The 24,806-nt window shown below is 60.6% G+C and carries 26 protein-coding genes; 14 read left to right on the forward strand and 12 right to left on the reverse strand.

Going from position 1 to position 24,806, the window contains the following annotated elements; genetic code table 11:
- Positions 1 to 367 precede the first annotated feature (367 nt).
- Positions 368 to 1,132 carry a LuxR family transcriptional regulator gene (locus tag AC1D2N_RS07690; RefSeq protein WP_130653497.1) on the forward strand — a complete coding sequence of 255 codons (765 nt, stop codon included), beginning with the start codon at positions 368 to 370 and terminating at the stop codon, positions 1,130 to 1,132.
- Between the two features lie 119 nt (positions 1,133 to 1,251).
- A complete protein-coding gene (locus AC1D2N_RS07695; protein ID WP_018447080.1) occupies positions 1,252 to 1,503 on the forward strand; it encodes a hypothetical protein in 252 nt (83 codons plus the stop codon).
- 9 nt (positions 1,504 to 1,512) lie between these two features.
- On the opposite strand, the gene AC1D2N_RS07700 is transcribed toward AC1D2N_RS07695, so the two are convergent.
- The 6 genes from AC1D2N_RS07700 to AC1D2N_RS07725 form a co-directional block, all read right to left on the reverse strand.
- Entirely contained in the window at positions 1,513 to 2,238 is a 726-nt protein-coding gene (locus AC1D2N_RS07700; RefSeq protein WP_112905922.1) for an SDR family oxidoreductase, read from the reverse strand.
- A gap of 11 nt (positions 2,239 to 2,249) precedes the next feature.
- The gene (locus AC1D2N_RS07705; RefSeq protein WP_112905923.1) at positions 2,250 to 3,311 is read right to left on the reverse strand and encodes an ABC transporter ATP-binding protein; all 1,062 of its coding nucleotides are present in this window, start codon (positions 3,309 to 3,311) and stop codon (positions 2,250 to 2,252) included.
- A 55-nt stretch (positions 3,312 to 3,366) separates the two neighbouring features.
- Positions 3,367 to 3,573, reverse strand: coding sequence for a DUF2160 family membrane protein (locus AC1D2N_RS07710; RefSeq protein WP_027686047.1), 207 nt, complete (start codon positions 3,571 to 3,573; stop codon positions 3,367 to 3,369).
- A 4-nt stretch (positions 3,574 to 3,577) separates the two neighbouring features.
- Positions 3,578 to 4,414 (reverse strand): carbohydrate ABC transporter permease, encoded by an 837-nt coding sequence (locus tag AC1D2N_RS07715; protein ID WP_112905924.1) that lies wholly within the window; start codon positions 4,412 to 4,414, stop codon positions 3,578 to 3,580.
- 4 nt (positions 4,415 to 4,418) lie between these two features.
- On the reverse strand, positions 4,419 to 5,294 hold the full coding sequence (locus AC1D2N_RS07720; RefSeq protein WP_017966968.1) for a carbohydrate ABC transporter permease: 876 nt from the start codon (positions 5,292 to 5,294) through the stop codon (positions 4,419 to 4,421).
- 96 nt (positions 5,295 to 5,390) lie between these two features.
- On the reverse strand, positions 5,391 to 6,824 hold the full coding sequence (locus AC1D2N_RS07725; RefSeq protein ID WP_130651704.1) for an extracellular solute-binding protein: 1,434 nt from the start codon (positions 6,822 to 6,824) through the stop codon (positions 5,391 to 5,393).
- 297 nt (positions 6,825 to 7,121) lie between these two features.
- On the opposite strand from AC1D2N_RS07725, the gene AC1D2N_RS07730 reads away from it, so the two are divergent.
- The 12 genes from AC1D2N_RS07730 (at position 7,122) to AC1D2N_RS07785 (ending at position 19,005) form a co-directional block, all read left to right on the forward strand.
- Positions 7,122 to 8,006 (forward strand): sugar phosphate isomerase/epimerase family protein, encoded by an 885-nt coding sequence (locus AC1D2N_RS07730; protein WP_130651705.1) that lies wholly within the window; start codon positions 7,122 to 7,124, stop codon positions 8,004 to 8,006.
- A gap of 62 nt (positions 8,007 to 8,068) precedes the next feature.
- On the forward strand, positions 8,069 to 9,283 hold the full coding sequence (locus tag AC1D2N_RS07735) for an ROK family transcriptional regulator (RefSeq protein ID WP_018244745.1): 1,215 nt from the start codon (positions 8,069 to 8,071) through the stop codon (positions 9,281 to 9,283).
- A 30-nt stretch (positions 9,284 to 9,313) separates the two neighbouring features.
- Positions 9,314 to 10,291: a tagatose kinase gene (locus tag AC1D2N_RS07740; RefSeq protein ID WP_130651706.1), complete on the forward strand. Its 978-nt coding sequence runs from the start codon at positions 9,314 to 9,316 to the stop codon at positions 10,289 to 10,291.
- A complete protein-coding gene (locus AC1D2N_RS07745) occupies positions 10,291 to 11,568 on the forward strand; it encodes a D-tagatose-bisphosphate aldolase, class II, non-catalytic subunit (RefSeq protein ID WP_130653498.1) in 1,278 nt (425 codons plus the stop codon). The genes AC1D2N_RS07740 and AC1D2N_RS07745 overlap by 1 nt, the downstream gene beginning before the upstream one ends.
- Positions 11,569 to 11,598: 30 nt before the next feature.
- Entirely contained in the window at positions 11,599 to 12,324 is a 726-nt protein-coding gene (locus AC1D2N_RS07750; protein ID WP_130651707.1) for an SDR family oxidoreductase, read from the forward strand.
- 11 nt (positions 12,325 to 12,335) lie between these two features.
- A complete protein-coding gene (locus AC1D2N_RS07755) occupies positions 12,336 to 13,109 on the forward strand; it encodes an SDR family NAD(P)-dependent oxidoreductase (RefSeq protein ID WP_130651708.1) in 774 nt (257 codons plus the stop codon).
- Between the two features lie 157 nt (positions 13,110 to 13,266).
- On the forward strand, positions 13,267 to 14,091 hold the full coding sequence (locus tag AC1D2N_RS07760) for a class I fructose-bisphosphate aldolase (protein ID WP_282680704.1): 825 nt from the start codon (positions 13,267 to 13,269) through the stop codon (positions 14,089 to 14,091).
- A gap of 21 nt (positions 14,092 to 14,112) precedes the next feature.
- Complete coding sequence (locus AC1D2N_RS07765; protein ID WP_130651710.1) at positions 14,113 to 15,267, forward strand: Gfo/Idh/MocA family protein; 1,155 nt, start codon at positions 14,113 to 14,115, stop codon at positions 15,265 to 15,267.
- Positions 15,267 to 15,938, forward strand: coding sequence for a D-lyxose/D-mannose family sugar isomerase (locus tag AC1D2N_RS07770; RefSeq protein WP_130651711.1), 672 nt, complete (start codon positions 15,267 to 15,269; stop codon positions 15,936 to 15,938). The genes AC1D2N_RS07765 and AC1D2N_RS07770 overlap by 1 nt, the downstream gene beginning before the upstream one ends.
- Positions 15,938 to 16,996, forward strand: a complete 1,059-nt coding sequence (locus AC1D2N_RS07775; RefSeq protein WP_130651712.1) for a carbohydrate kinase family protein — start codon at positions 15,938 to 15,940, stop codon at positions 16,994 to 16,996. Before AC1D2N_RS07770 ends, AC1D2N_RS07775 begins: the two co-directional genes overlap by 1 nt.
- A gap of 136 nt (positions 16,997 to 17,132) precedes the next feature.
- Positions 17,133 to 17,921 carry an L-iditol 2-dehydrogenase gene (locus AC1D2N_RS07780; RefSeq protein WP_130651713.1) on the forward strand — a complete coding sequence of 263 codons (789 nt, stop codon included), beginning with the start codon at positions 17,133 to 17,135 and terminating at the stop codon, positions 17,919 to 17,921.
- 73 nt (positions 17,922 to 17,994) lie between these two features.
- A complete protein-coding gene (locus tag AC1D2N_RS07785; RefSeq protein WP_028734064.1) occupies positions 17,995 to 19,005 on the forward strand; it encodes a zinc-dependent alcohol dehydrogenase family protein in 1,011 nt (336 codons plus the stop codon).
- A 33-nt stretch (positions 19,006 to 19,038) separates the two neighbouring features.
- On the opposite strand, the gene AC1D2N_RS07790 is transcribed toward AC1D2N_RS07785, so the two are convergent.
- The 6 genes from AC1D2N_RS07790 to AC1D2N_RS07815 all read right to left on the reverse strand — a co-directional run bounded on the left by AC1D2N_RS07790 (position 19,039) and on the right by AC1D2N_RS07815 (position 24,804).
- A complete protein-coding gene (locus AC1D2N_RS07790) occupies positions 19,039 to 20,055 on the reverse strand; it encodes a LacI family DNA-binding transcriptional regulator (protein ID WP_130651714.1) in 1,017 nt (338 codons plus the stop codon).
- A gap of 179 nt (positions 20,056 to 20,234) precedes the next feature.
- Positions 20,235 to 21,095 (reverse strand): Pnap_2097 family protein, encoded by an 861-nt coding sequence (locus AC1D2N_RS07795; RefSeq protein WP_130651715.1) that lies wholly within the window; start codon positions 21,093 to 21,095, stop codon positions 20,235 to 20,237.
- A 2-nt stretch (positions 21,096 to 21,097) separates the two neighbouring features.
- Positions 21,098 to 22,372 (reverse strand): MSMEG_0569 family flavin-dependent oxidoreductase, encoded by a 1,275-nt coding sequence (locus AC1D2N_RS07800; RefSeq protein ID WP_130651716.1) that lies wholly within the window; start codon positions 22,370 to 22,372, stop codon positions 21,098 to 21,100.
- A gap of 11 nt (positions 22,373 to 22,383) precedes the next feature.
- On the reverse strand, positions 22,384 to 22,671 hold the full coding sequence (locus AC1D2N_RS07805; protein ID WP_018445851.1) for an MSMEG_0570 family nitrogen starvation response protein: 288 nt from the start codon (positions 22,669 to 22,671) through the stop codon (positions 22,384 to 22,386).
- Complete coding sequence (locus AC1D2N_RS07810; protein ID WP_130651717.1) at positions 22,664 to 23,833, reverse strand: MSMEG_0565 family glycosyltransferase; 1,170 nt, start codon at positions 23,831 to 23,833, stop codon at positions 22,664 to 22,666. Before AC1D2N_RS07810 ends, AC1D2N_RS07805 begins: the two co-directional genes overlap by 8 nt.
- Positions 23,830 to 24,804: a sll0787 family AIR synthase-like protein gene (locus AC1D2N_RS07815; protein ID WP_130651718.1), complete on the reverse strand. Its 975-nt coding sequence runs from the start codon at positions 24,802 to 24,804 to the stop codon at positions 23,830 to 23,832. The genes AC1D2N_RS07810 and AC1D2N_RS07815 overlap by 4 nt, the downstream gene beginning before the upstream one ends.
- Positions 24,805 to 24,806 lie beyond the last annotated feature (2 nt).

A 24,806-nucleotide genomic window follows, 5' to 3' on the forward strand; every position in this document is an offset into this window, starting at 1 on the left:
GTCTGCGACTGCTTTGAATTGAGGTATGGAAACAACGCCCGGCCGATCGGCAGTTCGTTCTATCCAATGGCTCTTTCCTAAATGGGTCTGTCGCAGATCGGTTGCATTTACAGTGCCTTTGAAAGCTTTGTTGACCCGCTTGCCGTACGTGAATTCGGCGAAGGCTGATAAGTCTGCAGCGACAAGTCGAACCAGAAGGCCATCATGAACAATCCCTTAAATGTTCTCTGCAAGCCCAGTTATCTATCGATGAAATCTTATAGACTATAAGAATTATCATGAGAGATCAGACTATTGATATCTGAAATACACTCACTTTTTATCATGACATGTAGTGAGAACAGGAATAATATGAATGGCTGTTGCGTTGCAAATATTCTTGGGGAGCACGCAAGTGTCCGACATTGCTACAGCTAGGCGCCGTACGGGGCGCAATGCACCAACTGTGATCATCATTGAGCATTCTACATTGGCGCGCACCACCGTGGTGAAGCTTCTTGAGCGTGAACTCACCGGGTGGAACGTTATAGATCTGATCTCGACCGAGAGTCTCGATCGAGCTCTTGGATCCGAGGTGCGTTTGATTGTATTAGGTCTGGCCGGCGGAGGTGTTGAGAGCACCAGCCTGCGGGATGATCTCGCGGCGATTGCTGCACGTTTTCCTGAGGCTCCTGTCACGTTGCTCTCAGGTACGGATGACGCCATCATAGCCCGTCAGGCACTCAAGATGGGCATCCGCGGCCTTTTCTCGACTTCACTTCCCATTGACATTGCCCTTGCCGGTCTTCGCCTCGTCCTGGCAGGAGGAACATTTTTCCCGCAGCTATTGGGAGCTGGTACAAACGGCTCGAGCGAGCATAGTCCGGCCCGAAATGAGGCCGAAAAGAGCTTGGATGATAGGACGCAGTACTTGGCGTTTGCTGATTTCACTCCCCGGGAAGCGGATGTCCTCGCAGAGCTGCAATGCGGCTGTTCAAATAAGGTAATTGCAGGAAAACTCAATTTATCGGGGCATACGGTGAAGATGCATTTGCAACACATAATGCGCAAGTTGCAGGCGCAGAACCGCACTGAAGTGGTTGCCCGCTTAATTCAAAGAGCCGCCGGTGGGCCCGACGTCTCGCCGAGTTAGGCGGTGTCGTCTGTACCGGCGTGTATCGGCGGACGCTCGTTTCAGCCAGTCTCATATCGTGATGCCTTGATCGGAACCGCGACTCCGCCCGTCCGTTACCCATTGGTGGAACGGAGGATATGGACATGCGCAAGAGAAAAGCCATCGTCGAGGCGGCGCTCGAATCCGAGTACGAGCGCCAGGCACTGGGGATCATGAATACGGAGCAAGCTCTAAAGCTTGAGGATTCCGACGGACTTGTCTTCAGTCATCCGGATAAAGAGGCCGGCGTAACCGATCATTTTATTGATCAAGATGAGCTGCGCCGGTTGGTGCGGCGGTCAACGTCGCCGCTTCCCGTATTGCAATCGCGGGCTCGTACCACGCGGTAGTCCTGAACTTCAGGCGATCATGTAGCCGCCGTCAACCGGCATCGATATCCCGTTCACCATCGCAGCCTCGTCGGAGAGCAGGAAAAGAACAACCTCGGCAATGTCTGCTGGCTCGGCGAAGCGACCGACGGGAATTCGTTTCATCATCCCCGCGGCCTTCTCGGGATCGCTCCATGCCTTCACCGCCATCGGGGTCAGCGTCACCGTGGGATGGATTCCGTTCGCGCGGATGCCGTGCGGTGCAAGCTCCTTTGCCATGACCCGGGTCAAGCCATCCAATCCACCCTTCGACGCGCAATAGGCAGCGTGGTCGGCGAGGCCGACGAAGGAGGCGACCGACGAGACATTGACGATGGCGCCTTTGCGGCCCTGCTTGATCAGCGAACGGGCATATTCCTGGGCGACGATCATCGGAGCACGCGTGTTGACCGCGACAAGACGGTCGAATGCTTCGACGGTTGTCTCCAGGAATGGCTGGAGCTCGGTCGTGCCGGCGCAGTTGACGAGGAAATCGGCGGGAAGGGCAGCGATGGCAGCCTCTCTGGTCGCATCGGCGTCCGCAAGATCGACCTGTATAGCCCGGCAGCCGGATTCCCCTTGCAGCGCTTCGACATCGGCAGCACTCCGGGTCAGGGCGACGACTTGCGCTCCCCGTTCGGCGAGCATCCTTACAATTTCGCGTCCGATGCCTTTGCCGGCGCCGGTAACGATGACCGTCTTTCCTTTGAAGTCCATGGGCCGTCCTCCTACAGTCTCTGGCCTGTTTCCCGATCGAAGATGTGTGCACGCCGGGGATCGATATGGAAGTACATTGTCCGTCCAGGGTCTACCTCTATGCGCTCGCGGATCAGCGCGTCGATCGGCACGCCTCCCGTGCGGCCGAAGATCAATGTCTCCGAACCCGTGGGCTCGAACACCGATACCTCCACCGGAACGCCTTCATCGCCGATCGTGATGTGCTCCGGTCGGATGCCGTAGGTAACGGCTCTTCCTTCATCCGCATTTGTGTCTGCCATCGGAAGGGTGATGCCCTGGTCGGTGACGACGACCTTCCTGCCGTCGCTGGTGGCGATGCGGCCCTGAAGGAAGTTCATCGATGGGCTGCCGATGAAGCCGGCGACGAAGAGGTTTACCGGGAAGTCGTAGAGATCGAGAGGCTTGCCGATCTGCTCGACCCTGCCGTCGCGCATCACCACGATCTTGTTGGCCATCGTCATGGCCTCGATCTGATCGTGCGTGACGTAGACGGTGGTAGTCTTCAGCCGCTGGTGAAGCTCCTTGATCTCGACACGCATGGTGACGCGAAGCTTGGCGTCCAGGTTCGACAACGGCTCGTCGAACAGGAAGACCTTCGGATCTCGGACGATGGCACGACCCATCGCCACGCGTTGACGCTGTCCGCCCGACAGTTGCTTCGGATAGCGGTCGAGATAACGCGTCAGGTCGAGTATCTCGGCTGCCTTGCCGACCTTCTCGTCGATCTCCGCCTTCGGACGCTTGGCCATCCTCAGTGGAAAGCCCATGTTTTCGGCGACCGTCTTGTGGGGATAGAGCGCATAGCTCTGAAACACCATCGCGATGTCACGCTCCTTTGGAGGAGCGTCGGTGACGACACGGCCGCCGATCCGGATGTCTCCGCTGCTGACCGTCTCAAGACCGGCGATCATGCGGAGCAGGGTGGATTTGCCGCATCCGGATGGACCGACGAGCACGACGAATTCGCCGTCCTCGATGTCGACGCTGACGCCGTGCATGACCTGAAGAGAGCCATACCTCTTGGTGACGTCGCTAACCTGTACGTTTGCCAATGTCGTTCCTCCCTAAAGCAGCACGGCTTTGATGTTGTTGATGGAATTCATCGGCTCATCCCTTCCAGACGATGTAGGCGCCAAGGACCGCCGAGATCGCTGCCGCGAACCATACCGAAAGCCCGAACGGCTCGATGAACCGCATCCAGAACAGCGAGAGCGCGACCCAGATCACGATCGAGATGAAGAGCCGGTCGAACCAGTTCGTTTCGATCGGCAGAAACCCCGGCTTGCGTTCGTTATTTCCTGATTGAGACGTCATCTTTTCATCCTTTCACGGCACCGAAGGTCAGGCCGGCGACGATGTGACGCTGCACCACCGAAAAGACGATGAGCGCCGGAACCAATGTCAGCATCGAGATCGCGGCCATGATGCCCCAGGCCGTCCCCGTCGTCGTCACGTATTCCGACAAACCGGTGGTCAGAGTTCGCGCATTGAAGTTGGTGAGCGTCGCCGCGAGCAGGTATTCGTTCCACGCGAAAACCCAGGTCAGGATCAGCGTCACCGCAAGTCCGGGCCGTGCCAAAGGAAAGATGATGTCATAGAGAACGGTCCATGGGCTCGCGCCGTCCATATAGGCCGCCTCGTCCAATTCCTTCGGAATGCCTTCCACGGTCGGGCGTAGCGTCCAGATGGCAAAAGGAAGATTGAAGGAGCAGTAGACCAGGATCATGCCCAGCCGGGAATCGGCGAGCGAGAAGTCGCCGATCCTGTAGACCTGCGTCAGCAGCAGGAAAAGCGGCAGGAGGAAGACCGCCGGCGGCGCCATGCGGTTGGTGATCGTCCAGAAGAAGATGCTTTCCTTGCCGGCGAGATCGAAGCGCGTCAGGGCGTAGCAGGCAAGGAAGCCGAGCGTGGTGACGAGCAGCGCATTGCCTGACGAAATGATCAGCGAGTTGAGCATGTATCCGCGCAAGGTCGGATTGGTCAGCACGTCCTGGTAATTCTTCCAGAAGAAGCTCCGCAGAATGACATCGGGCGTCGAGAACAGGTCGAAGGGCTGTTTCACCGATATGACGAAGAGCCAGTAGATCGGGAAAAGGGTCACAAAGCTTATCAAGGTCCACAGGAGGACCGGAAGCCAGGGATTTTTGGTCTTCATCGCTTCAACCTCTCTTCACGCGGGGCGCAATCAAGCCGACATAGAGCAGCCAGCAGACGACGATGGTGAGGTAGAGAACGATGACGGAGATCGCCGAACCGTAGCCGTAATTCGTCTTGGGAAAGACTTCCCTGAAGATATGGACGCCGATGTAGCGGGTTGAAGAGCCCGGGCCGCCTCCGGTCAGCATCAGGACTTCGTCGACGGTGCGCAACGCGTCCATGAGCCTGATGAACACAGTGGCCAGCATGGCCGGGCGGATCAAGGGGAGCGTGATGTGCCAGAAGATCTGGCTCTTGCCGGCGCCGTCGATCTGCGCCTGCTCGAACGGGTCTGATGGAAGCGAGACGAGTGCGGCGATCAGCGAGAGGGTGACGAGCGGCGTCCAGTGCCAGATGTCCATTATGACAGTGACAGTGAAGGCCGCAACGGCGCTCTGGCCGATATTCAGATCGTACCCGAACCAGCTCCTGAGGAGATAGGGAATGATGCCGATGGATGGGGTGGTCATCAGCTTCCAGACTGAGCCGACGATGATCGGCGCCATGATCAGAGGCAGAGTGTGGATCGTGCGAAACACCGCTTTTCCGGGAAAGTCCTTGAGCAGCGCCTGGGCGAGGATGTAGCCGAGGACCAGCTCCGACACGACCGCGAAGAAGACGAATGCCAGGGTTATGCCAAGCGATGCCAGGAACTGTGGGTCGAAGACGAGCCGCCGATAGTTTTCAGCCCAGTTGAAGATCATGCCCGGATTGGCCGCGAACGGGTTCCATGAATGGAAAGAGACCCAGAGGACGTAGATGAAAGGAAAGATCCCGAACAGTCCGAGGATCACTATGGTCGGTGACAACAACAGCCACCCGAGCTTCTGCGAATGCATCGCCTATCCCCCATTGAACGCTATGTGGACGTCCGCTCCATCAGGGAGCGAAAGATGACGGGTCGTCGGAACGACCCGTCAGTTGGGGAGGATATTTTATTTGCGATAGCCGAGCGAGGTGAGCTCCTCTTCGGCCTTGGCCGCCATCTGGTCGAGGCCTTCATCGGGAGCGATCTTGCCGGTCAGGATGTCGTAGAAGATGGGAGCGGTCGCTTCACGCACCTGAGCGTGGAAGGGGTAGGGAGGAGCGCCGGCGAAGAGCTTGCCCTCGTCCTTCAGCATCGTGTAGAAGCCGCCGAGCTTGACGTCCATTTCCTTCACTTTTGGATCATCGAATGTCGCCGTGTTGGTGATGCGCGGTGCGGCGATAGCCCAATCGGGCTGCACTTCGTTCTGACCGATGAATTCGAGGAAGAGCAGCGACGCATCCTTGTTCTTGGACGTAACCGGCACGCCGAAGGCGCCGCCATCATAATAGCCGATATAGCCCTTACCGGCTTTCGCGTCGTCCAGCACGCCCGGCTCGAGCGGCGGCAGAGCGAATCCGACCTGGCCGACCACCTTCGACTGCGCTGGATCGCTTGCGATCCACGCGGCGTTCTCACCGTAGATCAGCCCCTGGGCGACACGGCCGGCGGCGAAGGTCGTTGCCGTTTCCGTCCAGGTTGACTGTGTCGATTCCGGAGGAGCGATGTCGCGCAGGTGCAGCCAATACTTCAACGCCGCCTTCGCTTTGTCGCTGTTCATCGCGCCGCCATGTTCGACCGTCGCCGCATAGTTGTTCTTGGCGTCGATGCCCCAATTGTAGACGCCGAAAGTCGGCACGATGGACTCGAAGAATTCATACCACGACGCCGGATGGCCTGTATGTGCCTGAGCGGTCGTGCCCCAGAGCTCCATGCCATTGTCCTTGCCGTACTTCGTGAAGAAGTCGGCGATCTCGGTGTATTCCGCGTGTGTGGTCGCCGGCTTCAAGTCCTTGCCGGTTTCCTTCTTGAAGGCTTCCTTGATCTTCGGATCGTCGAAGAGGTCCTTGCGATAGAGATACGTCTTCAGGAAGGCTTCCATCGGAACGCCGAACAGATCGCCGCTCGTGTCCTTGAAGTAATTGGCAAAGCTGGTGAAGTTCGCATCGTCGTAGGTCGGCGCCTTCAGATCCGGCTGGTCTTTCAGCGTCTTCGTGATGTCGACGAGGAAATTCCTGGCCAGATAGGAGTAGATGATGTCCTGCTCGATGTAGACCATGTCATAGATGCCGGTCTTGGCTTCCATGTCCTTGATGGCCTTGTCGTACATCTGATCCCAGGATGTCGTCTCGATGTCGACCTTGATGCCGGTCTTCTTTTCGAATTCCGGAGCGAGCACGTTCCTGATGTAGTTCGATGGCGGGGTGCTTTCGGTGACGCCGTGCAGTGTGACGCCCTTGAATTTGGCTCCGGCGTCGGACCAGAAGTCAGCCCAGGCCGGCGAAGCGGCAGTAGCGAGGCTGAGCGTCAGCGCAAGCGCGCTAGCCTTCAAAGCATAGTTCATTTTCAATCCTCCCAAAGTGCAGCGAGATCATTTCGCCGGTCTTTTGTGTAGGCCAAAAAAACTTCCAGCGCAACATTTGTTGTCTAAACATGCAAATCATGGATCTATCTCATTGATTTTTGCAGAAACTAATTTCCGCCGGCGGGAGAAATGCAGTGATGAGAAGCGTAAAATATTGCATTGCAAGGTAATTTTGCAAAGCAGCAAAAAAATTACACCAAAAATTATTTGTTGTCTTGCCAAACTAAATGGCATAGCACTGTGCGCAGCCAAAGATATTTTTTGGAGGAAAAGGCTATGCGTCGATTGGGTATCCATTCATTTGTATGGACAGGCGGCCAAACGCAGGAAGGGCTGGAGATGGCCCTCAACAAAACGGCTGAACACGGATATCGCACTATCGAATTTGCCTATCTGCGCCCCGAGAAGTTCAACCTCGATAGACTGGCAAAGCTTGCGCAGTCGCTTGACGTCGAGATTGGCGTGACGATGGGTCTGTCGCTCGACAAGGACGTATCGAGCGAGGACATGTCTGCGGTATCCGCTGGCAAGCAGACACTGGCCGACGCCGTTCGTGCGGTCCGTGATATCGGCGGCAACAAGCTCGGCGGGATTCTCTATTCCGCGCACACCAAGTACAATCGCCAGCCGACGAAGAAGGGCTGGGACAACAGCGTCGCTGCGATCGCCGCGACCGGCGAAGTCGCCAGGCAGGCGAACGTCGACCTCGTGCTGGAGGTTGTCAACCGGTTCGAGACGAACCTGCTGAATACGGCGGCGCAGGGATTAAAGTTCATCGCCGAGACCGGATCGGAGCATGTCCGTCTCCACCTCGACACGTTCCATATGAACATCGAGGAAGCCAATCCGGCCGCGGCGATCCGTCTGGCCGGCGACAAGATCGGCTACTTCCACATCGGCGAGAGCAATCGCGGCTATCTCGGCGACGGTGTCATCAACTTCGATCTGATCTTCGACGCCCTGCTCGACATCGACTACAAGCGCGACGTCGTGTTCGAGAGCTTCTCGACGACGGTCGTCGACGAAGGCCTGTCGCTCGCCTGCGCGATCTGGCGCGACACCTGGGAGGATAATGATCCGCTTGCCGCGCACGCGAAGCGCTATATCGAGCTGAAATATGACGAGGCCAAGCGTCGCCGCGCCACAAACGCGCGGCCCTAATTATCCTTCTGACAGCCTGTTCCAGTCGTGTAAGGGTTGGGCCGACTGAAGGGAATTGAAATATGAACGACACCGTCTCCATCGGAAGTTCGCCGCGCAGGATCCGACAGAACAATATCGTCGCCGCCTTGCAGACGATCTACGCCCACCGAAGCCTCAGCCGGGCCGACCTGGCCCGGAAGCTCGGGATGAATCGCTCATCCTCGGGAGAGATCGTCGCTGAACTGACGGAAGGCGGGTTCGTTCAGGAGTCGGACGAGAGCGGCAAGCAGCGCCTGGAGCATTCCCGTGCCGGCCGTCCGGGCATCATGCTCGAACTGGTCCCCGATGCCGCATTCTTCGTCGGAATCGAGATTGGCGTCGAGCATATATCAGCTGCAGTTGTCGATCTCTCCGCCGACGTCCGGGCATGTCGGAAAATAGCGTTCGACACACCATCTTCGACGGTGGAGGAGGCTGTGTCGCAGGGCGTCGAGCTGATTGTCGGCGCGATGGCGAAAGGGATGATCGGACGGTGCAAGGGTCTGGGCATTTCGGCGCCGGCCCACATCCGGCCGGACGGAATTGTCACTCTCGCCCCCATCATCGGCTGGCGAGACGTGTCGTTGAAGGAGATTGGGCGGTCAGCTTTCCCGGCGGCCGTGCCGATCGCGGTCGAAAACGACGCCAATGCCTTTGCGATCGGTGACAGCTATCGTCACGGTGCGGCAGGCGTGACCCTGTTCCTGCTGATGGAGACGGGCGTCGGCGGCGGCATCATGATCGATGGCAAGCTATTCCGGGGCGGCCACGGTCTGGCCGGAGAAATCGGCCACACTCTGGTGCCGGGAAGCGGCGGTCAGAAGTTTGAACAGCTGATCGGTCGCGAGGTGCTCATCAGGCAGTATCGTGAGGCCGTCGGACGTAAACACGCTGATCTGCAGGAATTCCTCGGCGGCGTTCGTGACCGTGTCCCGGCTGCGGTCAATATAGCCGAAACCTGGTCGCGCCATCTCGCATATGCATTGCTGCAGGCCTGTCGTCTGCTCGACCCGGACAGGATCGTGCTGGGTGGCTCCGTGGCGTCTCTCTACCCGATGGTGGCCGCCCGCGTGGCGGTCCACATGTCGGAGGGCCAGAATATACCTTTCCCCACGCCTGAGATCGTCGTGGACGATGATGCGGAATTCGGTTCCGCCTTCGGAGCGGCATGCATGTTGCACCAGCGCTTTCTGTCATTGGAGAGCGAGGAGTTCGGCAGCGAGGACGGTGCGCCGGTCCAATCGGCGACAAGTTGACGACAAGAACGATCGAAAGCAGGATTGCAAATGACTTCAGTACTGGCTCCGGACCAGCTTGGTCCCACGGTTTGCGTAGGGGAGATCCTCGTCGAGATCGTCGCCACGACGGTGGGAGACGGTTTTCTCGAAGCCCAGCCGCTCGTCGGTCCGTTCGCGAGCGGGGCGCCGGCGATCTTCATCTCGCAGTGCGGCCGCCTGGGCGGCAAGGCCGCCATGGTCGGCGCGGTCGGCGATGACGATTTCGGTCGTGTCAATACCGATCGCCTCAAACGTGACGGCGTCGATGTTTCCACGATCTCGATCGATCCGGACTATCCCACAGGAAGCGCGTTTGTTCGCTACCGCAAGGATGGCTCCCGGGATTTCGTCTACAACATCGCCACATCAGCAGCTGCGCGATTCGGCTGGTCTCAAACGGTCGGCGATCTCATCAATCGGAGCGGCCATCTTCATGTGATGGGTTCGGCTCTGTCTGTCCCCAGTGCGCGCGCGGTGATCGACAAGGCGGTCGACATCGTCAAGGCCCGCGGGGGAACGCTCTCGGTGGATCCGAACATTCGCAAGGAATTGAAGCTAGACGCGGACACCGAGCGCCGGTTTTCCATGCTCGTCGCCGCCGCCGATCTGCTTCTGCCGTCCGGAGAGGAACTTGAGCGTGCCGCAGGTGTCGAAGGCGAGGCAGAAGCGATCCGCCGCTTGTTCGAGATTGGCGTCAAGGAGATCGTGCTGAAGCGCGGAGCCGAAGGCGCGACCTACTTCGGCAGGGAGGGAGACCGCATCGACGCTCCGGCATTTGTCGTTCAGGAGGTCGACCCCACGGGCGCCGGCGATTGCTTCGGCGGTGCCTATCTCACCTGCCGGCGGCTCGGAATGTCTCAGAAGGAAGCGCTTACCTATGCCTCGGCCGCTGGCGCCCGCAACGTGACGGTCCTCGGTCCGATGGAAGGTGCCGGCACTCAGCAAGAACTCGATGCGTTTATCGCTTCAACGGAAAGGCGCCCGTGATGCAGGTGCATCTCAACGAACTGGCCAAGGTGAGGATCGAAGGCCACCCAAGAGGCGTGACCTCCGTCTGCTCCGCCCATCCGATCGTGCTTCGAGCCGCACTCCGACACGGGCAGCGAGAGGGAAGCACCGTCCTGATCGAAGCGACCTGCAATCAGGTCAATCACTTCGGCGGCTACACCGGAATGACGCCAAGCGACTTCGCGTCCCTCGTAATGAAGATCGCGGCGGAGGAGGGGTGCCCCGAAAAACTCATCGTTCTCGGCGGCGATCACCTCGGCCCCAATCCTTGGCGCGACCGCCCGGCGGAAGAGGCCATGGCCGAGGCGGAGAAGATGGTTGCCGCCTATGTCGACGCCGGATTCCGCAAGATTCACCTCGACGCCTCGATGGGCTGCAAGGGCGAGCCGGTGGCGCTCGACGACGAAACCACGGCGCATCGTGCCGCCCGGCTTGCGGCGGTCGCCGAGGCCTCGGCGAAGAAGAGCGGCGGCGCAATGCCGGTTTACGTCATCGGCACCGAAGTGCCGCCGCCAGGCGGGGCCGATCATGCCCTGACAACCATCGAACCGACGGCTGCCGCAGCGGCGCTGAAGACGATCGAAGTCCACCGCCGGATCTTTACGGAGGCAGGACTCAGGCAAGCGTTTGGACGGGCCATCGGGCTGGTCGTTCAGCCGGGTGTCGAGTTCGGCAATCACAATGTCATCCTTTATGATCACAGCAAGATAGACGCGCTGAAATCGGTGCTGACCGACGAGCCGCAATTCGTCTTCGAGGCCCACTCGACGGACTATCAGGGGACCCGGCCCTTGACCGAACTGGTGGAGGACGGGTTTCCCATTCTGAAAGTCGGTCCCGAGTTGACCTTCGTCCTGCGCGAGGCGCTCTATGCGTTGGATGCGATCGCGTCGGACCTCTTGTTCGACTACGGCCAGCGTCCGCTCTATGCCGCAATGGAAGCGCTGATGCTCGATCAGTCCGGCAATTGGAGCCGTCACTACCACGGGACAAACGCCGAGATGCGCTGGCTGCGGCACTATTCGCTGTCTGACCGCATCCGCTATTATTGGGCGTCGGCTGAAGCACAAGAGGCCGTCCGGCGCCTGTGCGAGGCCCTTCGAGGGCAAACCGTACCGCTGCCATTGCTTTGGCAGCATATGCCGGCCGCGCAGGATTTCGCAGATGCGCCGCTCGATCCGGAACAGGTTTTGATCTGGAGAGTGACGAAGAGTCTCTCAGACTATCACGCCGCCTGCGGCGTCGGGAAGAATTGACAATCAGGATCAAGACAGGAGGAAAAATCGATGAACGAATTGAATGGGAAGATTGCGGCGGTCACGGGCGCAGCATCCGGAATAGGACTTGCTTCGACGGAGGCAATGCTCGCCGCTGGCGCGACGGTTGTGCTGGTGGACCGCGATGAGAAGGCCCTTGAGAGAGTTTGCGCCCGTCTTGGCGAGCGCGCTATTCCGCTCAAGATCAACTTGCTGGATCCCGGCGAGTGTGCGGGATTACTCGAGGGCATTCTGTCGAAGACCGGCAAGCTCGACATCCTGCATGCCAATGCAGGGACCTATATCGGTGGCGACCTGGTGGAAACCGACCTCGATACCATCGATCGGATGCTCAATCTCAACGTCAATGTCGTCATCAAGAACGTTCGAAATGTCATTCCGCACATGATCGAACGTGGCACTGGCGACATTGTCGTCACCAGCTCGGTCGCCGGACATTCGGCGATTCCATGGGAACCGGTCTATTCGTCATCGAAGTGGGCGATGACGTGCTTCGTCCAGACGATGCGACGCCAGCTTCTGAAAAGTGGCATTCGTGTGGGGTCGGTGTCTCCAGGACCGGTGATCAGCGCTTTGCTCGCGGACTGGCCGGAGGAAAACCTTCGCAAGGCCAAGGAGGCCGGGGCTCTGATCGAGCCCAAGGAAGTCGCCGACGCGATCATCTTCATGCTGACCCGGCCGCGCAACGTCACCATCCGTGATATCGTGGTGCTTCCAAGCGCCTTTGACATCTGAAGGAGCCGAACATGAGTTACCAGCAGAAATTTCGCCTCGACGGCGAACGTGCGGTGGTCACAGGTGGAGGGCGTGCGATCGGGCTCTGCTGCACTGAGGCGCTGGCGGAGGCGGGCGCCGCCGTCGTCGTCATCGAGCGAAACGAGGCCGACGCTGAGCAAGCGCTTGCGCTGCGCGACAAGGGGTACGAAGTCGAAGTTCGGGTCGGCGACGTCACAGACGCGGCCCGAATGGACGCAATCGCAACCGAGCTTGCCGATGGCGGCCGGCCGGCAACGATCCTCGTGAACAATGCCGGAATTGGCCAGAGTGGCATCCCGGCGGAAGAGCTCACCGACGCGGATTGGCTGCGCATGATGGACGTCAATCTCAACGGCGTCTTCTGGTGCTCGCGCGCCTTCGGTCGTCCCATGATTTCGATGAAACGCGGCGCCATCGTGAACCTCGGCTCGATGTCGGGTCATATCTGCAACCGGCCTCAGCCTCAGACGGCCTATAACGTCTCCAAGGCAGCAGTCCATCACCTCACGCGCTCTTTGGCCGCCGAGTGGGCGCCCCACGGCATCAGGGTCAATGCTGTCGCGCCCACCTACATCGAGACGCCGATGGTGGTGGCCGTCGAAGCCAATCGCGAGCGTATTCCGCTCTGGCTCGCCGACACGCCGATGGGCAGGATGGGAACGCCGGAAGAGGTTGCAAGCGCCGTCCTCTTCCTCGCGTCGGGCGGCGCCAGCCTGATGACCGGATCAATCGTCAACGTCGATGCAGGGTTCACCTGCTGGTAGTGCTTGCGCGGGCGAGGCGCGAGCGGCGCCTCGCCCGCATGGGAAGGCCGGCTACGGACAAATCAACGAATGTGGAAACGTTACCACATTTTCTTGACTCGCAATTCTGCTCTGTTTATTCGAATGTGGAAACGTTGCCATATCTGGGAGGAGCATAATGAAATCCGCGCGGTTGAACCGACTTTTCGGCGTGTCTGGAAATTGTTTTGACGTTGCTATCGATCACGGCATGTTCAATGAACGGACTTTCCTTGCCGGCATCGAGAACATGAAGACTGCCATCGAGGTGATCGCGGAAGCGGCGCCGGATGCCATTCAGCTGCCGCCGGGGACGGCACCCCTTCTGCAGGCTATTCCCGGCAAGCAGCGCCCGGCACTGGTGCTGCGCACCGACATCGCCAACATCTATGGCAATCCCTTACCGTCTCAGCTGTTTTCAGAGATGATCGACAGGGCGGTGGAACAGGGCGTTGCATTGGATGCGGCCTGTGTCGTGGTCAATCTCTTGATGCTGCCGGACCAGCCGGACGTCTATCGCGCCTGCGTGCGGAATGTGAACAGCTTGAAACGCGAATGCGAGATCTACGGCATGCCGCTGATGGTCGAGCCGCTTGTCATGCGGGACAATTCCAAGGGCGCCTACATGGTCGACGGCGCGATCGACAAGATCCTGCCGCTTGTGCGCCAGGCCGCCGAACTCGGCGCCGATATCATCAAGGCCGACCCCTGCGACAATGTCGAGGAATATCATCGCGTAGTCGAGATCGCTCAGGGCCTGCCGGTACTCGTGCGCGGCGGCGGGCGCGTTTCGGATCAGGAAATCCTGATCCGCACCAAGCAGTTGATGGAGCAGGGCGCCCGTGGCATCGTCTATGGCCGCAACGTCATTCAACACAACAATCCCGGCGGCATGACGCGGGCCTTAATGGCGATCGTCCATGACAAGGCTTCCGTCGAGCAAGCCTCGCTGCATATTGCCTGACGCGCCTGGGGAGGAGATGTCATGACGAAAATATTCCGCTTCGGCGTCATCGGCTGCGGTCTGATGGGGCGCGAGTTCGCGAGTGCTGCGGCGCGCTGGCTGCATCTGTCCGATGTGAAGGCGCGACCGGAAATCGTCGCCGTCTGTGATACCAACGCGACGCTGCTCGACTGGTTCAGGCATCATGTGCCGACTGTTCGCCAGTTCACCGCCGACTATAAGGAGCTTCTGGCCAATCCTGAGGTCGATGCGGTCTATTGCGCAGTCCCGCATGTGCTGCACCAGCAATTCTACATCGACGTCCTGAAGGCGGGAAAGCATCTTCTCGGCGAAAAACCCTTCGGCATGGACGCCGCTCAGAACCGGGAAATCGTGGCGGTTCTTGCTGAGCATCCCGAACTCCTGGTCCGCTGCTCGTCGGAAATGCCTTTCTTCCCCGGCGCACAGAAGGTCATCGCGCTCGCAAAAAGCGGCGAGATGGGGGATATTCTCGAAGTCGAGGCGGGTTTCCTGCACTCTTCGGATATTGACCGGCAGAAGCCGATCAACTGGAAGCGCAGGGCCGAGATCAATGGCGACTATGGCTGCATGGGTGATCTCGGCATGCATGTGCTGCACGTGCCGCTGCGTCTCGGCTGGCGCCCGACGACCCTGCATGCGCAACTGGTCAAGAAGGTTACCGAACGTCCCGACGGCAAGGGCGGCATGCTGCCCTGCACTACCTGGGACAATGCCACGATCAGCAGCCGCGTACGCACCGGGGATCAGGATTTCCCGATGGTGCTGAAAACCTGGCGCATCGCGCCCGGCGAATCCAACACCTGGTACATCAGGGTTCTCGGCATGAAGAAAAGCGCCTTCTTCAGCACGAAGTCGCCACGCCAGTGGCAATGGATGGACTATAAAGGCGGTGCGCAGGCCTGGAGCACCGAGGATCTCGGCTATGGCTCGCTGTTTCCAGCCATTACAGGCAAGATCTTCGAATTCGGTTTTGCCGACGCCATACAGCAGATGTGGGCGGCCTTCGTCGATGAGCTTGCCGGCGGGAATGCGAACGGTTTCGGCTGCGCGACCCCGGCGGAGGCGCAGGCGCATCATGCGGTCCTGACGGCTGCCCTCAAATCCGGTCGCGAGGACGTCGTGGTGCCGGTCGCGTATGATGGGGCGTCCGTCTGATGCAGCGCTCCGAGATCAACGCCGCGTTGCGGCGGGCAACCGAAACTCTCGAGCGCTGGCACTGGTCCCTGCCGGCATGGGGGTATTGGATGGCGGCGGATTTTGCCTCTCATCCGGAGGCCTCGGCCTATTTGCGCGCCCATCAGCTGGGTTGGGATGTCACCGATTTCGGCTCGAACCGGTTCGCCGAATGCGGCCTCGTGCTGTTCTGCCTGCGCAATGGCATCGTTGATGTCGAGGGGGAGCGGACCTATGCCGAAAAGCTGCTCTTCGTTGGGGAAGGGCAGGTCACGCCGACGCACCGTCATGCGGCGAAGATGGAAGACATCATCAATCGCGCCGGCGGCGATCTCATCATCGAATTCGCCGCAACCGATGCCGATGGCAATGTGCTGACGGAGGATGTGACGGTTCCGGTCGACGGGCTGCCGCGCCGGCTCGCTGCATGGGAACCGCTGGTTCTCCAGCCTGGCCAGAGCGTGACGATCCACACCGGGATTTACCACCGCTTTTACGGCAGGAAAGGGGGCGGACCTGTCCTTGTCGGCGAGGTCAGCCAGGTCAACGACGACAACAACGACAATGTCTTTCTGGAGCCGATCGGGCGCTTCGCCGCGATCGAGGAAGATGAGCCGCCGCAGAGACCCTTGTGGAACGAAGGAGTCAGCTGATGCGAGCCGGGGAGGAGGTTTGCGATCGCGACAGCCAGAAGCAGGGCGGCATCGTCTGCGCGGGAAACTTCATTGTCGATCGCGTCCACACCCTGTCCTATTGGCCCGTACAGGGCAATCTCGCGCATATCCTGCACCAGGATCTGGGCGTGGGCGGCGGGGCGGCCAATGTCGTCACCGATCTGGCCTCGCTCGGATTTCCCGGAAAGCTGGCGGCGGCCGGATGCATCGGCGCGGATCAGGACGGGGAGATAGTCAAGGGCCGCCTTACGGTTGCCGGCGTCGATGTCGGTGGGTTGACGGCGCTTGCCGACCGGGTGACGGCGCATACGCATGTCATGAATGTGCCCGGCCAGAACCGGACCTTCTTCTATCATGGCGGCGCCAACGATGCCGTGACGGATGAGCTTGTCTCACCAGCAGCCTTCGCCAAGGCCGGCTATCGGCTGTTCTATCTCGGTTATCTCATGCTGTTGCCGGGTCTCGAACGGATTGGCCCCGACGGTCGTTCGGGAGCGTCGCGCCTGCTGGAAGCCGCACGCCGCGCGGGGCTGACGACCTGCGTGGATTTCGTATCGAGCGAAGACCCGGAATTTGCGGCCAAAGTCGGCGTCGCTCTGCCCTTCTGCGATTTCCTGATCATCAACGAGATGGAGGCCGGTCGGGCAACCGGCGTCATCGTTCGTGATACGAAGGGAGATTTGATCGAGGCGGGGATTTTGGAAGCGGGCAAGCGCCTGCTGGCCGCAGGCGTCACCAAAGGCGCGATCATCCATGCGCCGGAAATCTGCTTCTGGTTTGCATCAGGCGCCTCCCCGATCATGACGCGTTCACGACCCGTCGATCCCGATGACATCGTCAGTACGGTCGGCGCAGGAGACGCCTTCTGTGCCGCCGTGCTCTACGGCCTGCATGAGAACTGGCCTGTCGAGCATATTTGCGCCGTTGCCCATGCGGCGGCTGCGCATTGCCTCGCGGGTGCGACGGCCACCGACGGCATCCCCGACATGTCTGTGCTCCTTCGGGAGGCGCAGGAGGCGAGCCCGCAATCCGCATAGCCCATTGGCGTCGTCTCAGGAGAGGGCGGTTCCAATCACCATCCAGTCAGAATGGAGGAGCACACATGAAGCTATTCACTATGGCAGCCGCGCACGGCACCCTTGCCGGCGCAGGTCCGAGCGGGGAGGCAGTGCGATGACCCATACGGAAACGGCGCGGCTCTCGGGCAAGGTGGCATTGGTCACAGGGGGAGCGAGCGGTATCGGCAAAGCAGTATGCGAACGCTTCGCCGCCGAAGGCGCTAGGGTTGTCGTGGCGGATCTCGACGGTGAACGATGCGCACGGGTGGCGGAAGCGATCGGTCCGCATGCCTGGGGTGTGGCGCTTGACGTGACCAGCCAGGACAGCATCGAAGAAGCTGCACGCTTCGCCATCGCCACTGCCGGCAAGATCGATATCCTGGTCAATGCCGCAGGCATTTACGAGGTCGAGTCCATTCTGGAAATATCCCGGGAGCGCACCGCTAGGGTATTTCAGGTCAATATCGAAGGCGTGATTTTCATGACACAGGCCGTTGCCCGGCACATGGTGGAGAGAGGGGAGGGTGGACGCATCATCAACTTCTCTTCCCAGGCGGGGCGTCGGGGCGAAGGACCTGCTGTGGCTTACTGCGCTTCCAAGGCGGCCGTCATCAGCATCACGCAAAGCTGCGCTCTGGAGCTGATCCGTTACGGGATCAATGTCAACGCCATCGCTCCCGGCGTCGTCGATACGCCGATGTGGGACGTCGTCGATGCAAAACTGGGCAGCCGGGAAGGTTTGAAACCCGGTGACGTCAAGCGCCGCGTGGCCGCCGCCGTTCCCGCCGGACGATTTGGCGCGCCCCAAGAACAAGCTGCAATGGCCGCCTTCCTGGCCGGGCCTGATGCAGCATACATCGTGGCGCAGTGCTACAATGTCGACGGCGGCAATGTCATGAGCTGAACGCTTGAGCCGCGCGTCGCAGGCGGCTTCATCAGCACGATAGGCAATCGAACTTTAGGTCTGGAGGAGTGGAATGAAGGCTGTACGCTTGGAGTCGATCGGGTCTTTGACCATGCGCAACGTTGAGAAGCCGGTTGCCGGGCCAGGCGAGCTGCTTGTCCGGGTGGCAGCCGCCGGCATCTGCGGTTCCGATCGCCACATGTATAAGGGCGAATATCCGACTGCGATCCCCGTCACGCTGGGCCACGAATTCTGCGGCATCGTGGAAGAAATCGGCGATGGTGTGACACGGTTTGCCGGCGGGGAGCTCGTGACGGTCGACCCCAATATCGCCTGCGGCATCTGTCCGGCTTGCACGCAGGCGCGGCCGAACCTGTGCGAGAGCTTGACTGCCATCGGCGTGACGCGGGATGGCGGCTTTGCGGAATATGTGGCGGTGCCGCACGCGCAGGCCTTCAGGTTGCCGGCCGACCTCGATCCCGTTCACGGCGCCTTCAGTGAACCGCTGGCCTGCTGTATCCACGCCATCGACAAGGCAAGGATCCGTCCGGGCGACAGCGTCGCGATCCTCGGCGGGGGCGTGATCGGTCTGCTGATGGTGCAACTGGCCCGCCTGGCGGGGGCGAGCGAGATCATTTTGATCACGCGCCAGCAGTCGCGACGCCAAACCGCTCTGCGCCTGGGGGCGACGCACGCCTTCGACCCGGCCTCCTCGGACACGATCGCTTCCGTGCGAGAGGTTACCAAAGGCGGCACAGACGTGGTCATCGAGTGCGCCGGCGTGCCCGACACGCTTCAAAGCGGTCTGAGGATGGCGCGGCGCGGTGGCACATTCGTGCTTTTCGGGGTCACGCCGGCAGGTGTCGAGGTGCCGGTTCTGCCCTTCGATCTGCTGGTGAACGAAGTCGATATCAGGCCGGCCTACCTCAATCCTTTCACCCATTCGCGCGCTGCTGCAATGGTAGCAAACGGGGCATTGGAGCTGGACGCGCTGGTCACCAAAACCATCGGTCTCGAGGAGGTCGCCGACGTGGTGGGCAACGCGCCATTACCGGGCGAGATCAAGGTCATCGTCCGACCCTAGCTCACGTCGCTCATCTCCGATCGACACTGCCGCTCAGTTGCGGACGGGGCCGGTGGAATCACGCTCGATCAGCGTGACCGGCACTTTTACGACCGCGCCTTGAGATCCGTCCCCTGTCTGGTGCTCCTCGATCAGCGCTTCCAGCAGCCGTGCTGCCTGCCGCCCGACATCGCGGATCGGCTGCGCGACCGTTGTCAGCCGCGGAAAGACATAGGCTGCCTCCGGCAGGTCGTCGAAGCCGACGACCGAATAGTCGTTCGGAACGGAAAATCCGCGATCCTGAATGGCGTGGATTGCGGCAATCGCCGAAACGTCGGTTGTGCCGATGATCGCGGTGACCTCAGGTCGAGACGCCAGCAATTCTCGCGCCAGTCGGTAGGTTTCCGCAAAGCTGTGCTCTTCCGCCATCGCCACGATGGCAGGTGCGATGCCATCCTTGGCCATTTCCGCCGTGATGCCCTGAAGGCGAAGCTGGATAGGTTGGCTGTGTGCCGGCGCGCCGACGATGGCGATCGCCCGGTGGCCGAGGTCGATCAGATGGCGCGCCATCAGCCGTCCGCCTTCCGCATGATCGGCCATGACAGCGTCGTCTGCAATGCCGTTCAGCTCGCGGTCAATGGCGATGATCGGAATGTGGGCGTCCCTGAGCACTCCGAAATGCTCGATACTGCCGAAGGCGCTCGCCACGATGACGCCATCGACGCGCTGGGCGAGCAGCATGGAGATATAGCGCACCTCGTGGTCCATGTTTTCCGCCGTGCTGCAGATCAACGTCTGATAGCCGTGCTGGAACAATTCCTGTTCGATGGCATGGGCCAGGATGCCGAAGAAAGGCACTTCAATCGACGGCAGCATCAGTCCGATCATCCGGCTTGGTGCACCCCGCAGCATACGTGCACCCTTGCTGGGCGTGTAGTTCAGTGTTCGGATAGCCGCCTCGACCCGGTCCCTGAGCTCAGGCGAGGCATAACCGCTGTTGTTGAGAACACGCGAGACCGAAGAGACTGACGTTCCTGCAAGCTTAGCGATATGTCTGATGCTGGTCGTCACGTGCTCGCATTTCTTTCTCTACGGCGCCGCGCGTCTTTTCAGACGCGCATAGGACGCTAGCACAGGAGCGGTCGAACATTCATGAGACGGGCTGCTGAAGTTCACCTTCATTTCATCATCCACTAGATCACTAGCGGGACGCCGCATCAAGCGCGCCGCTGGTGCACTCCCGTGCAGGCTCAGCAAAGACTTTTCCAGGTGCCGAATATTTTGGCGATCACTTTCCCGTTCTCGCGTCGCAACTGCCCATGGACAGTTCTTTGCTCGTCGGAAAAATCAACAAGGTCGAAGAAAACGCTTTCATTTCGTTCGATATTTCCCAGGAAGAAGACGTCCTTACGGACTGCCGGCCCCTTGCAGGGAAACCAGTTTTCCAAGGCGCGATCGGCGAGAGCCTGATACTCGGCAAAGTAAAATAGTCCCGCGCCGTTGAACTCCTGCGAGGCGCTGGGATCAAACCGAAAAGTTCGGAGCACTTTGTTGGCGAGGACGGAAAACCCGAAATGCGTTGCTAACCGCCCATTCCGGATGCCTGCAGCGTTCTGGGCCAGAAGGCTGGGCTGGAACCGCTGTCCCGGCGGCTCAGGCAACGTCACACGCGCTATCGAGTGATTGTTGTCTTTGATCGTTCTGTAAACGAAGGTTGAGATGAGTTCGACCGCGCCGACGCTTCGTCCGTGGACAGACAATTCATGTCGGGTCGAAGTCCGGGTTCGCGAGACTGCGGACAGTCTCGAATGGATGGTCAAAATATTGTTCGCCTGCACGAGGTCGAAACGTGCATCCGTAAGTGACGTTGCACAGATCGCGGCATAGGCCTCCTCTCCGTCGGCCGTTCTGAAATCCGCATTGTCGATCCCGAGATGACAGGCAAGCATCAGCCAGTGACGATGGCCGAGTTCCTTCATCAGCCAGGTCTCCGATAGCCCGTTTCCATTCAAATGGGGCATGCCGAGCAGCATGTGCGGATCAAGGGCACGTTCCATCAGGTCGCGTGCCGAAGGCCCCGTGGGCGGAAAATCGAGAAGGGCCGCGCTCATGATCAGGCGCTGACCGATTGCTTGAGAGACGATGTCTGCGCCGAACGTCGAGCTGCCAGATGCCCGACCACATGTTCGGCATCTCTGCCGACGCTGAGGAACCGGCCCGAGCCCCAGGTCCAGAGCCAGGGAAGTCCCAGCACGTAGACGCCATCGACGGCAGTGACGCCGCGGCGATGAACGGGATAGGCGTTGCCGTCGAAGATCGGCAGTCCGACGAAGGACCAATCCGGGCTGAATCCCGTGGCCCAGATGACCGAGGTGATCCCTACCGCCTTCAGGTCGAGTTCGGCGATCTCCGCCTCAGGCTCCCAGACGGGGATATAGGGGGACCCGGCCGGAGCCTCGATGCCCTTTTCGGCGATGTGCCGGTCAATCAGGGCATTGATGCCGTTGTAGACACGGTCAGCGCCGTCGAGATTGGCCTTCAGGTTCGGCTCGAACAGCATCCGGCCGGCGGCGACGCCGGACATGCGGCCATAAAGCGCCATGCCCTCCAGCGCGAACTTGCGCAGATCGATATCGCGTCCGCCGTCGCGTCCTGTCAGGTAATGGTTGGTGTCGTGCTTCTTCTTCGTCATGCCATCATGTTCGACCGTGATGTCGTACTGGCCGATATCGGAAAGCCAGTCGACCACATCGCGACCGCGATAGAACCGGGCGCAACGCGGCGCGTTGCCGGTGACGAGATGCACCTTGCGGCCGGCAAGATGCAGATCCTCTGCAATCTGGCAGCCGGACTGGCCGGAGCCGACCACGATGACGCCGCCGTCCGGCAGGTGATCGGCGCTGCGGTAGGCGGCGGTATGGATCTGCATGATGTCCTCCGGCAGGCGCTCGCCAGCACGCGGAATGGCCGGATCTGCATAGAGGCTGGTGGCGATCACCACGGCATCGGCGGTCACCGCGCCAGCCGAAGTCTCGAGCCGGAAGAGGCCGCCATGCTTTTCGAGCGAGGTCACGCTGGTTTGCTCGAAGACCGGCGCATCGACCTTTTTCACGAAGCGATCGACATAGGCGAGTATCTCGTCCTTGACCATAAAACCGTGCGGATCCGTGCCATCATAGGGATGGTCGGGAAGCTGGCATTGCCAGTTCGGCGTCACCAGGCAGAAGGCGTCCCAGCGTTCGTACTTCCACTTATGCGCAACGGTCTTCTTCTCGAAGACCACGTGATCGATGCCGTGCCCCTTCAGATAATGAGAGGCCGAGAGCCCGGCCTGGCCACCGCCGATGACGACTGCACTGTAATGGCTCTTGAGGAATGGTGTGGTCATGGTGGGTCCTTTCAAAGGATGAAGCTTTCGCAGCGGACTTCGGCCCCTGCGTCGGTGAGATAGGGAGTGGCGGCCTGTTCGATGCGCGACAGCTGGCCGAGCGCCAGGGAACAGGGATAGCCGTATTTCGCCTTGACCCTGTCGCTGGCGATGGTCAGTGCCGTGCGGCTGCGATCGAGAAAGTCGGACAGCGGATAGCTTCGGCCCTCGGCGAAATAGTCCTTGATTACCAGCGAGGGCGAGTAACAGGTCTCCTTGCGGCCATCCGGCCAGGCAATGACGAACCGCATTTCAGGCATGGTTGGGCTCCAACAGACTGTGATAGCGGGCAAGATGGGCTATTGCCGTTTGGTGCCAGCCATGGCGGGCGGCAACCTCGAGACCACGGGGAATGATCTGCTCGCGGATCGGTGCGACCAGCGCCAGCGCCATGCCCTCGGCAATCGAGACGGGATGGTGCGGATCGCACCAGATCGCATCGCCGGGACCCAGATATTCGGTAAAGGGCGCAATCGAGGACGTCACGACCGGAATGCCACTGGCCATGGCTTCGAGAACGACGAGGCCGAAACCTTCCTTGAACGAGGGAAATACCAGCGCATCCGCCAGCCGGTAGAGGCTGGGCATGTCGGTATCTGCTATCGGACCGGTGATATGCACCGCCGCGGCGTCCCGACCGAGGCAGGCGAGGCAAGAACGGAACTCTTCCTGATAGTCGCCATGGTCCAGGAGCGAGGCGCCCCCGGCAATGACGAGCTGGGCATCAAGCCGGATGGCGCGGACCTGACGAAAGGCTTCGAGAATACCAAGGGTGTTCTTTCGCGCCTCGATGCCGCCGACACTGAGGAAGATCGGCCCGCTTCCCAGCTGCAGCCTGTCGCGCAGAGCGACCTGCTCCCCGCTCCAGGCAGGCGAGAAGCGGTTGGTGTCGACGCCATTGCCGACTACCACCGCATCAATGCCGCGATCCTCTCTCAGCTTGTCCCGCCAGAGGCGGCTGACGGCGAAGACGATATCGGCCGCGTCGATCGCGCGATCTTGCAGAGCCATCAGACGCGGATCGGCGAACTGGTCGATGTGGTGGACAGTGCGGGCAAAATTCGGGATCAGGCCCTCCAGCTTGAGGGTTGCCAGCGCATTGCCGGAAATGCCGTCATGGGCGTGGAACAGGTCGAAGCCATTGGTTCCGGTTCTTCGGAAGTAACCGACATAGTCAGCAATCCGCTGCTCGACCATTTGCGTCATGTCCGCGGGTGCCGGCCGCACGGCAATGCAGGCCGTGCCGCAGGAGGGCTGACGAAAGAAGCCCGCCCCCTTGGCATCAGGCGCATGCAGGACCACCTCATGACCGAGCGAGGTCAGCGCTTCCGAAAGCTGCATGGCATGAACCACGCCGCCACGCGGGTTGGTGGAATGGCTCAGCATGGCAATGCGCAGGGTTCGGTGCGGCGGGAGGCTCATGCGGCGACATCCTGCCGACCGAGCTGCAGCAGGGGTGTTTCGGCATGATCGCGCACCACTGCACGGCTCTCGCCATCGACCAGTGCGACCTCGGCACCAGCCACGACTGCGCCGATGACCGCGGCGCTGATGCCGCGCGCGGTGAAGCGGGTGACGACATCGGCCGCATGTTCCGGCGCGACCGAGAGCAGATAGCCGAAGCTCGGAAAGGTGACGAGCCAGCGGTCAAGGCTCACACCGGCGGGCAGGGGAATGGCGGTGACGTCGATATCGATGCCGACATGCGAACATTCGGCCAGCATGATGGCCGTGCCGATGATGCCGCCCTGACTGATATCCTTCGCAGACAGCGCCAGCCCGGCCTCGGCGATCTCGGGTAGCAGCTGGAGGTCGCCGCGCAGGCGCGCCGGCGCGGCATCGGTGGCGGCTTCCCAGTTGTTGAAGGGTTCGCGGTAACGGCCGCGATGGTCGATCGCTGCAACCAGCACATCGCCCGGCTTTGCATCGAAGCTCGTCAGCAGCTTCTTGGCACGACCGAGAATGGCGACCGACAATTGGCCGCGTTCGGTGCGGATATTGGTGTGCCCGCCGACGATCGGCACGCCAAAGGCGCTGGATGCCGCCCGCATGCCTTCGATAACGGGTGTCGCGCCAGCCTCGCCATTGGCCCAGACGGCATCAACCACGGCGATTGGCCGGCCGCCCATAGCAACGACGTCGGAGATATTGACCATGACGCCGCACCAGCCGGCGAACCAGGGGTCGGCGGCGACGAACTCGTTCATGAACCCTTCGATGGCAAAAAGCAGATAACCGTCGCCATCGCGCAGCGCGGCGCAATCGTCGCCGACGGCAATCTGCTGCCCTTGCAGGCCGAGCCTTGCCGCGATAGTGCCGATATCCTGCTTGGCGGCGATGCCACTGCTGGTCGAGAGTTTTGCCGCCAGGGTCTTGATGTCGATCGCGACCATTC

It is taken from the genome of Rhizobium sp. P1_B8 (assembly GCF_056406515.1).

What these genes read in the sequence shown, in the direction of transcription:
- AC1D2N_RS07730 (WP_130651705.1), top strand. Translation starts at nt 7,122, where the DNA reads ATGCGTCGATTGGGTATCCATTCATTTGTATGGACAGGCGGCCAAACG.
- AC1D2N_RS07695 (WP_018447080.1), top strand. Translation starts at nt 1,252, where the DNA reads ATGGACATGCGCAAGAGAAAAGCCATCGTCGAGGCGGCGCTCGAATCC.
- AC1D2N_RS07795 (WP_130651715.1), bottom strand. Translation starts at nt 21,095, where the DNA reads ATGAGCGCGGCCCTTCTCGATTTTCCGCCCACGGGGCCTTCGGCACGC.
- AC1D2N_RS07740 (WP_130651706.1), top strand. Translation starts at nt 9,314, where the DNA reads ATGACTTCAGTACTGGCTCCGGACCAGCTTGGTCCCACGGTTTGCGTA.
- AC1D2N_RS07810 (WP_130651717.1), bottom strand. Translation starts at nt 23,833, where the DNA reads ATGAGCCTCCCGCCGCACCGAACCCTGCGCATTGCCATGCTGAGCCAT.
- AC1D2N_RS07750 (WP_130651707.1), top strand. Translation starts at nt 11,599, where the DNA reads ATGAACGAATTGAATGGGAAGATTGCGGCGGTCACGGGCGCAGCATCC.
- AC1D2N_RS07785 (WP_028734064.1), top strand. Translation starts at nt 17,995, where the DNA reads ATGAAGGCTGTACGCTTGGAGTCGATCGGGTCTTTGACCATGCGCAAC.
- AC1D2N_RS07715 (WP_112905924.1), bottom strand. Translation starts at nt 4,414, where the DNA reads ATGAAGACCAAAAATCCCTGGCTTCCGGTCCTCCTGTGGACCTTGATA.
- AC1D2N_RS07710 (WP_027686047.1), bottom strand. Translation starts at nt 3,573, where the DNA reads ATGACGTCTCAATCAGGAAATAACGAACGCAAGCCGGGGTTTCTGCCG.
- AC1D2N_RS07805 (WP_018445851.1), bottom strand. Translation starts at nt 22,671, where the DNA reads ATGCCTGAAATGCGGTTCGTCATTGCCTGGCCGGATGGCCGCAAGGAG.
- AC1D2N_RS07755 (WP_130651708.1), top strand. Translation starts at nt 12,336, where the DNA reads ATGAGTTACCAGCAGAAATTTCGCCTCGACGGCGAACGTGCGGTGGTC.
- AC1D2N_RS07765 (WP_130651710.1), top strand. Translation starts at nt 14,113, where the DNA reads ATGACGAAAATATTCCGCTTCGGCGTCATCGGCTGCGGTCTGATGGGG.
- AC1D2N_RS07815 (WP_130651718.1), bottom strand. Translation starts at nt 24,804, where the DNA reads ATGGTCGCGATCGACATCAAGACCCTGGCGGCAAAACTCTCGACCAGC.
- AC1D2N_RS07745 (WP_130653498.1), top strand. Translation starts at nt 10,291, where the DNA reads ATGCAGGTGCATCTCAACGAACTGGCCAAGGTGAGGATCGAAGGCCAC.
- AC1D2N_RS07800 (WP_130651716.1), bottom strand. Translation starts at nt 22,372, where the DNA reads ATGACCACACCATTCCTCAAGAGCCATTACAGTGCAGTCGTCATCGGC.
- AC1D2N_RS07780 (WP_130651713.1), top strand. Translation starts at nt 17,133, where the DNA reads ATGACCCATACGGAAACGGCGCGGCTCTCGGGCAAGGTGGCATTGGTC.
- AC1D2N_RS07720 (WP_017966968.1), bottom strand. Translation starts at nt 5,294, where the DNA reads ATGCATTCGCAGAAGCTCGGGTGGCTGTTGTTGTCACCGACCATAGTG.
- AC1D2N_RS07700 (WP_112905922.1), bottom strand. Translation starts at nt 2,238, where the DNA reads ATGGACTTCAAAGGAAAGACGGTCATCGTTACCGGCGCCGGCAAAGGC.
- AC1D2N_RS07735 (WP_018244745.1), top strand. Translation starts at nt 8,069, where the DNA reads ATGAACGACACCGTCTCCATCGGAAGTTCGCCGCGCAGGATCCGACAG.
- AC1D2N_RS07770 (WP_130651711.1), top strand. Translation starts at nt 15,267, where the DNA reads ATGCAGCGCTCCGAGATCAACGCCGCGTTGCGGCGGGCAACCGAAACT.
- AC1D2N_RS07760 (WP_282680704.1), top strand. Translation starts at nt 13,267, where the DNA reads ATGAAATCCGCGCGGTTGAACCGACTTTTCGGCGTGTCTGGAAATTGT.
- AC1D2N_RS07725 (WP_130651704.1), bottom strand. Translation starts at nt 6,824, where the DNA reads ATGAACTATGCTTTGAAGGCTAGCGCGCTTGCGCTGACGCTCAGCCTC.
- AC1D2N_RS07775 (WP_130651712.1), top strand. Translation starts at nt 15,938, where the DNA reads ATGCGAGCCGGGGAGGAGGTTTGCGATCGCGACAGCCAGAAGCAGGGC.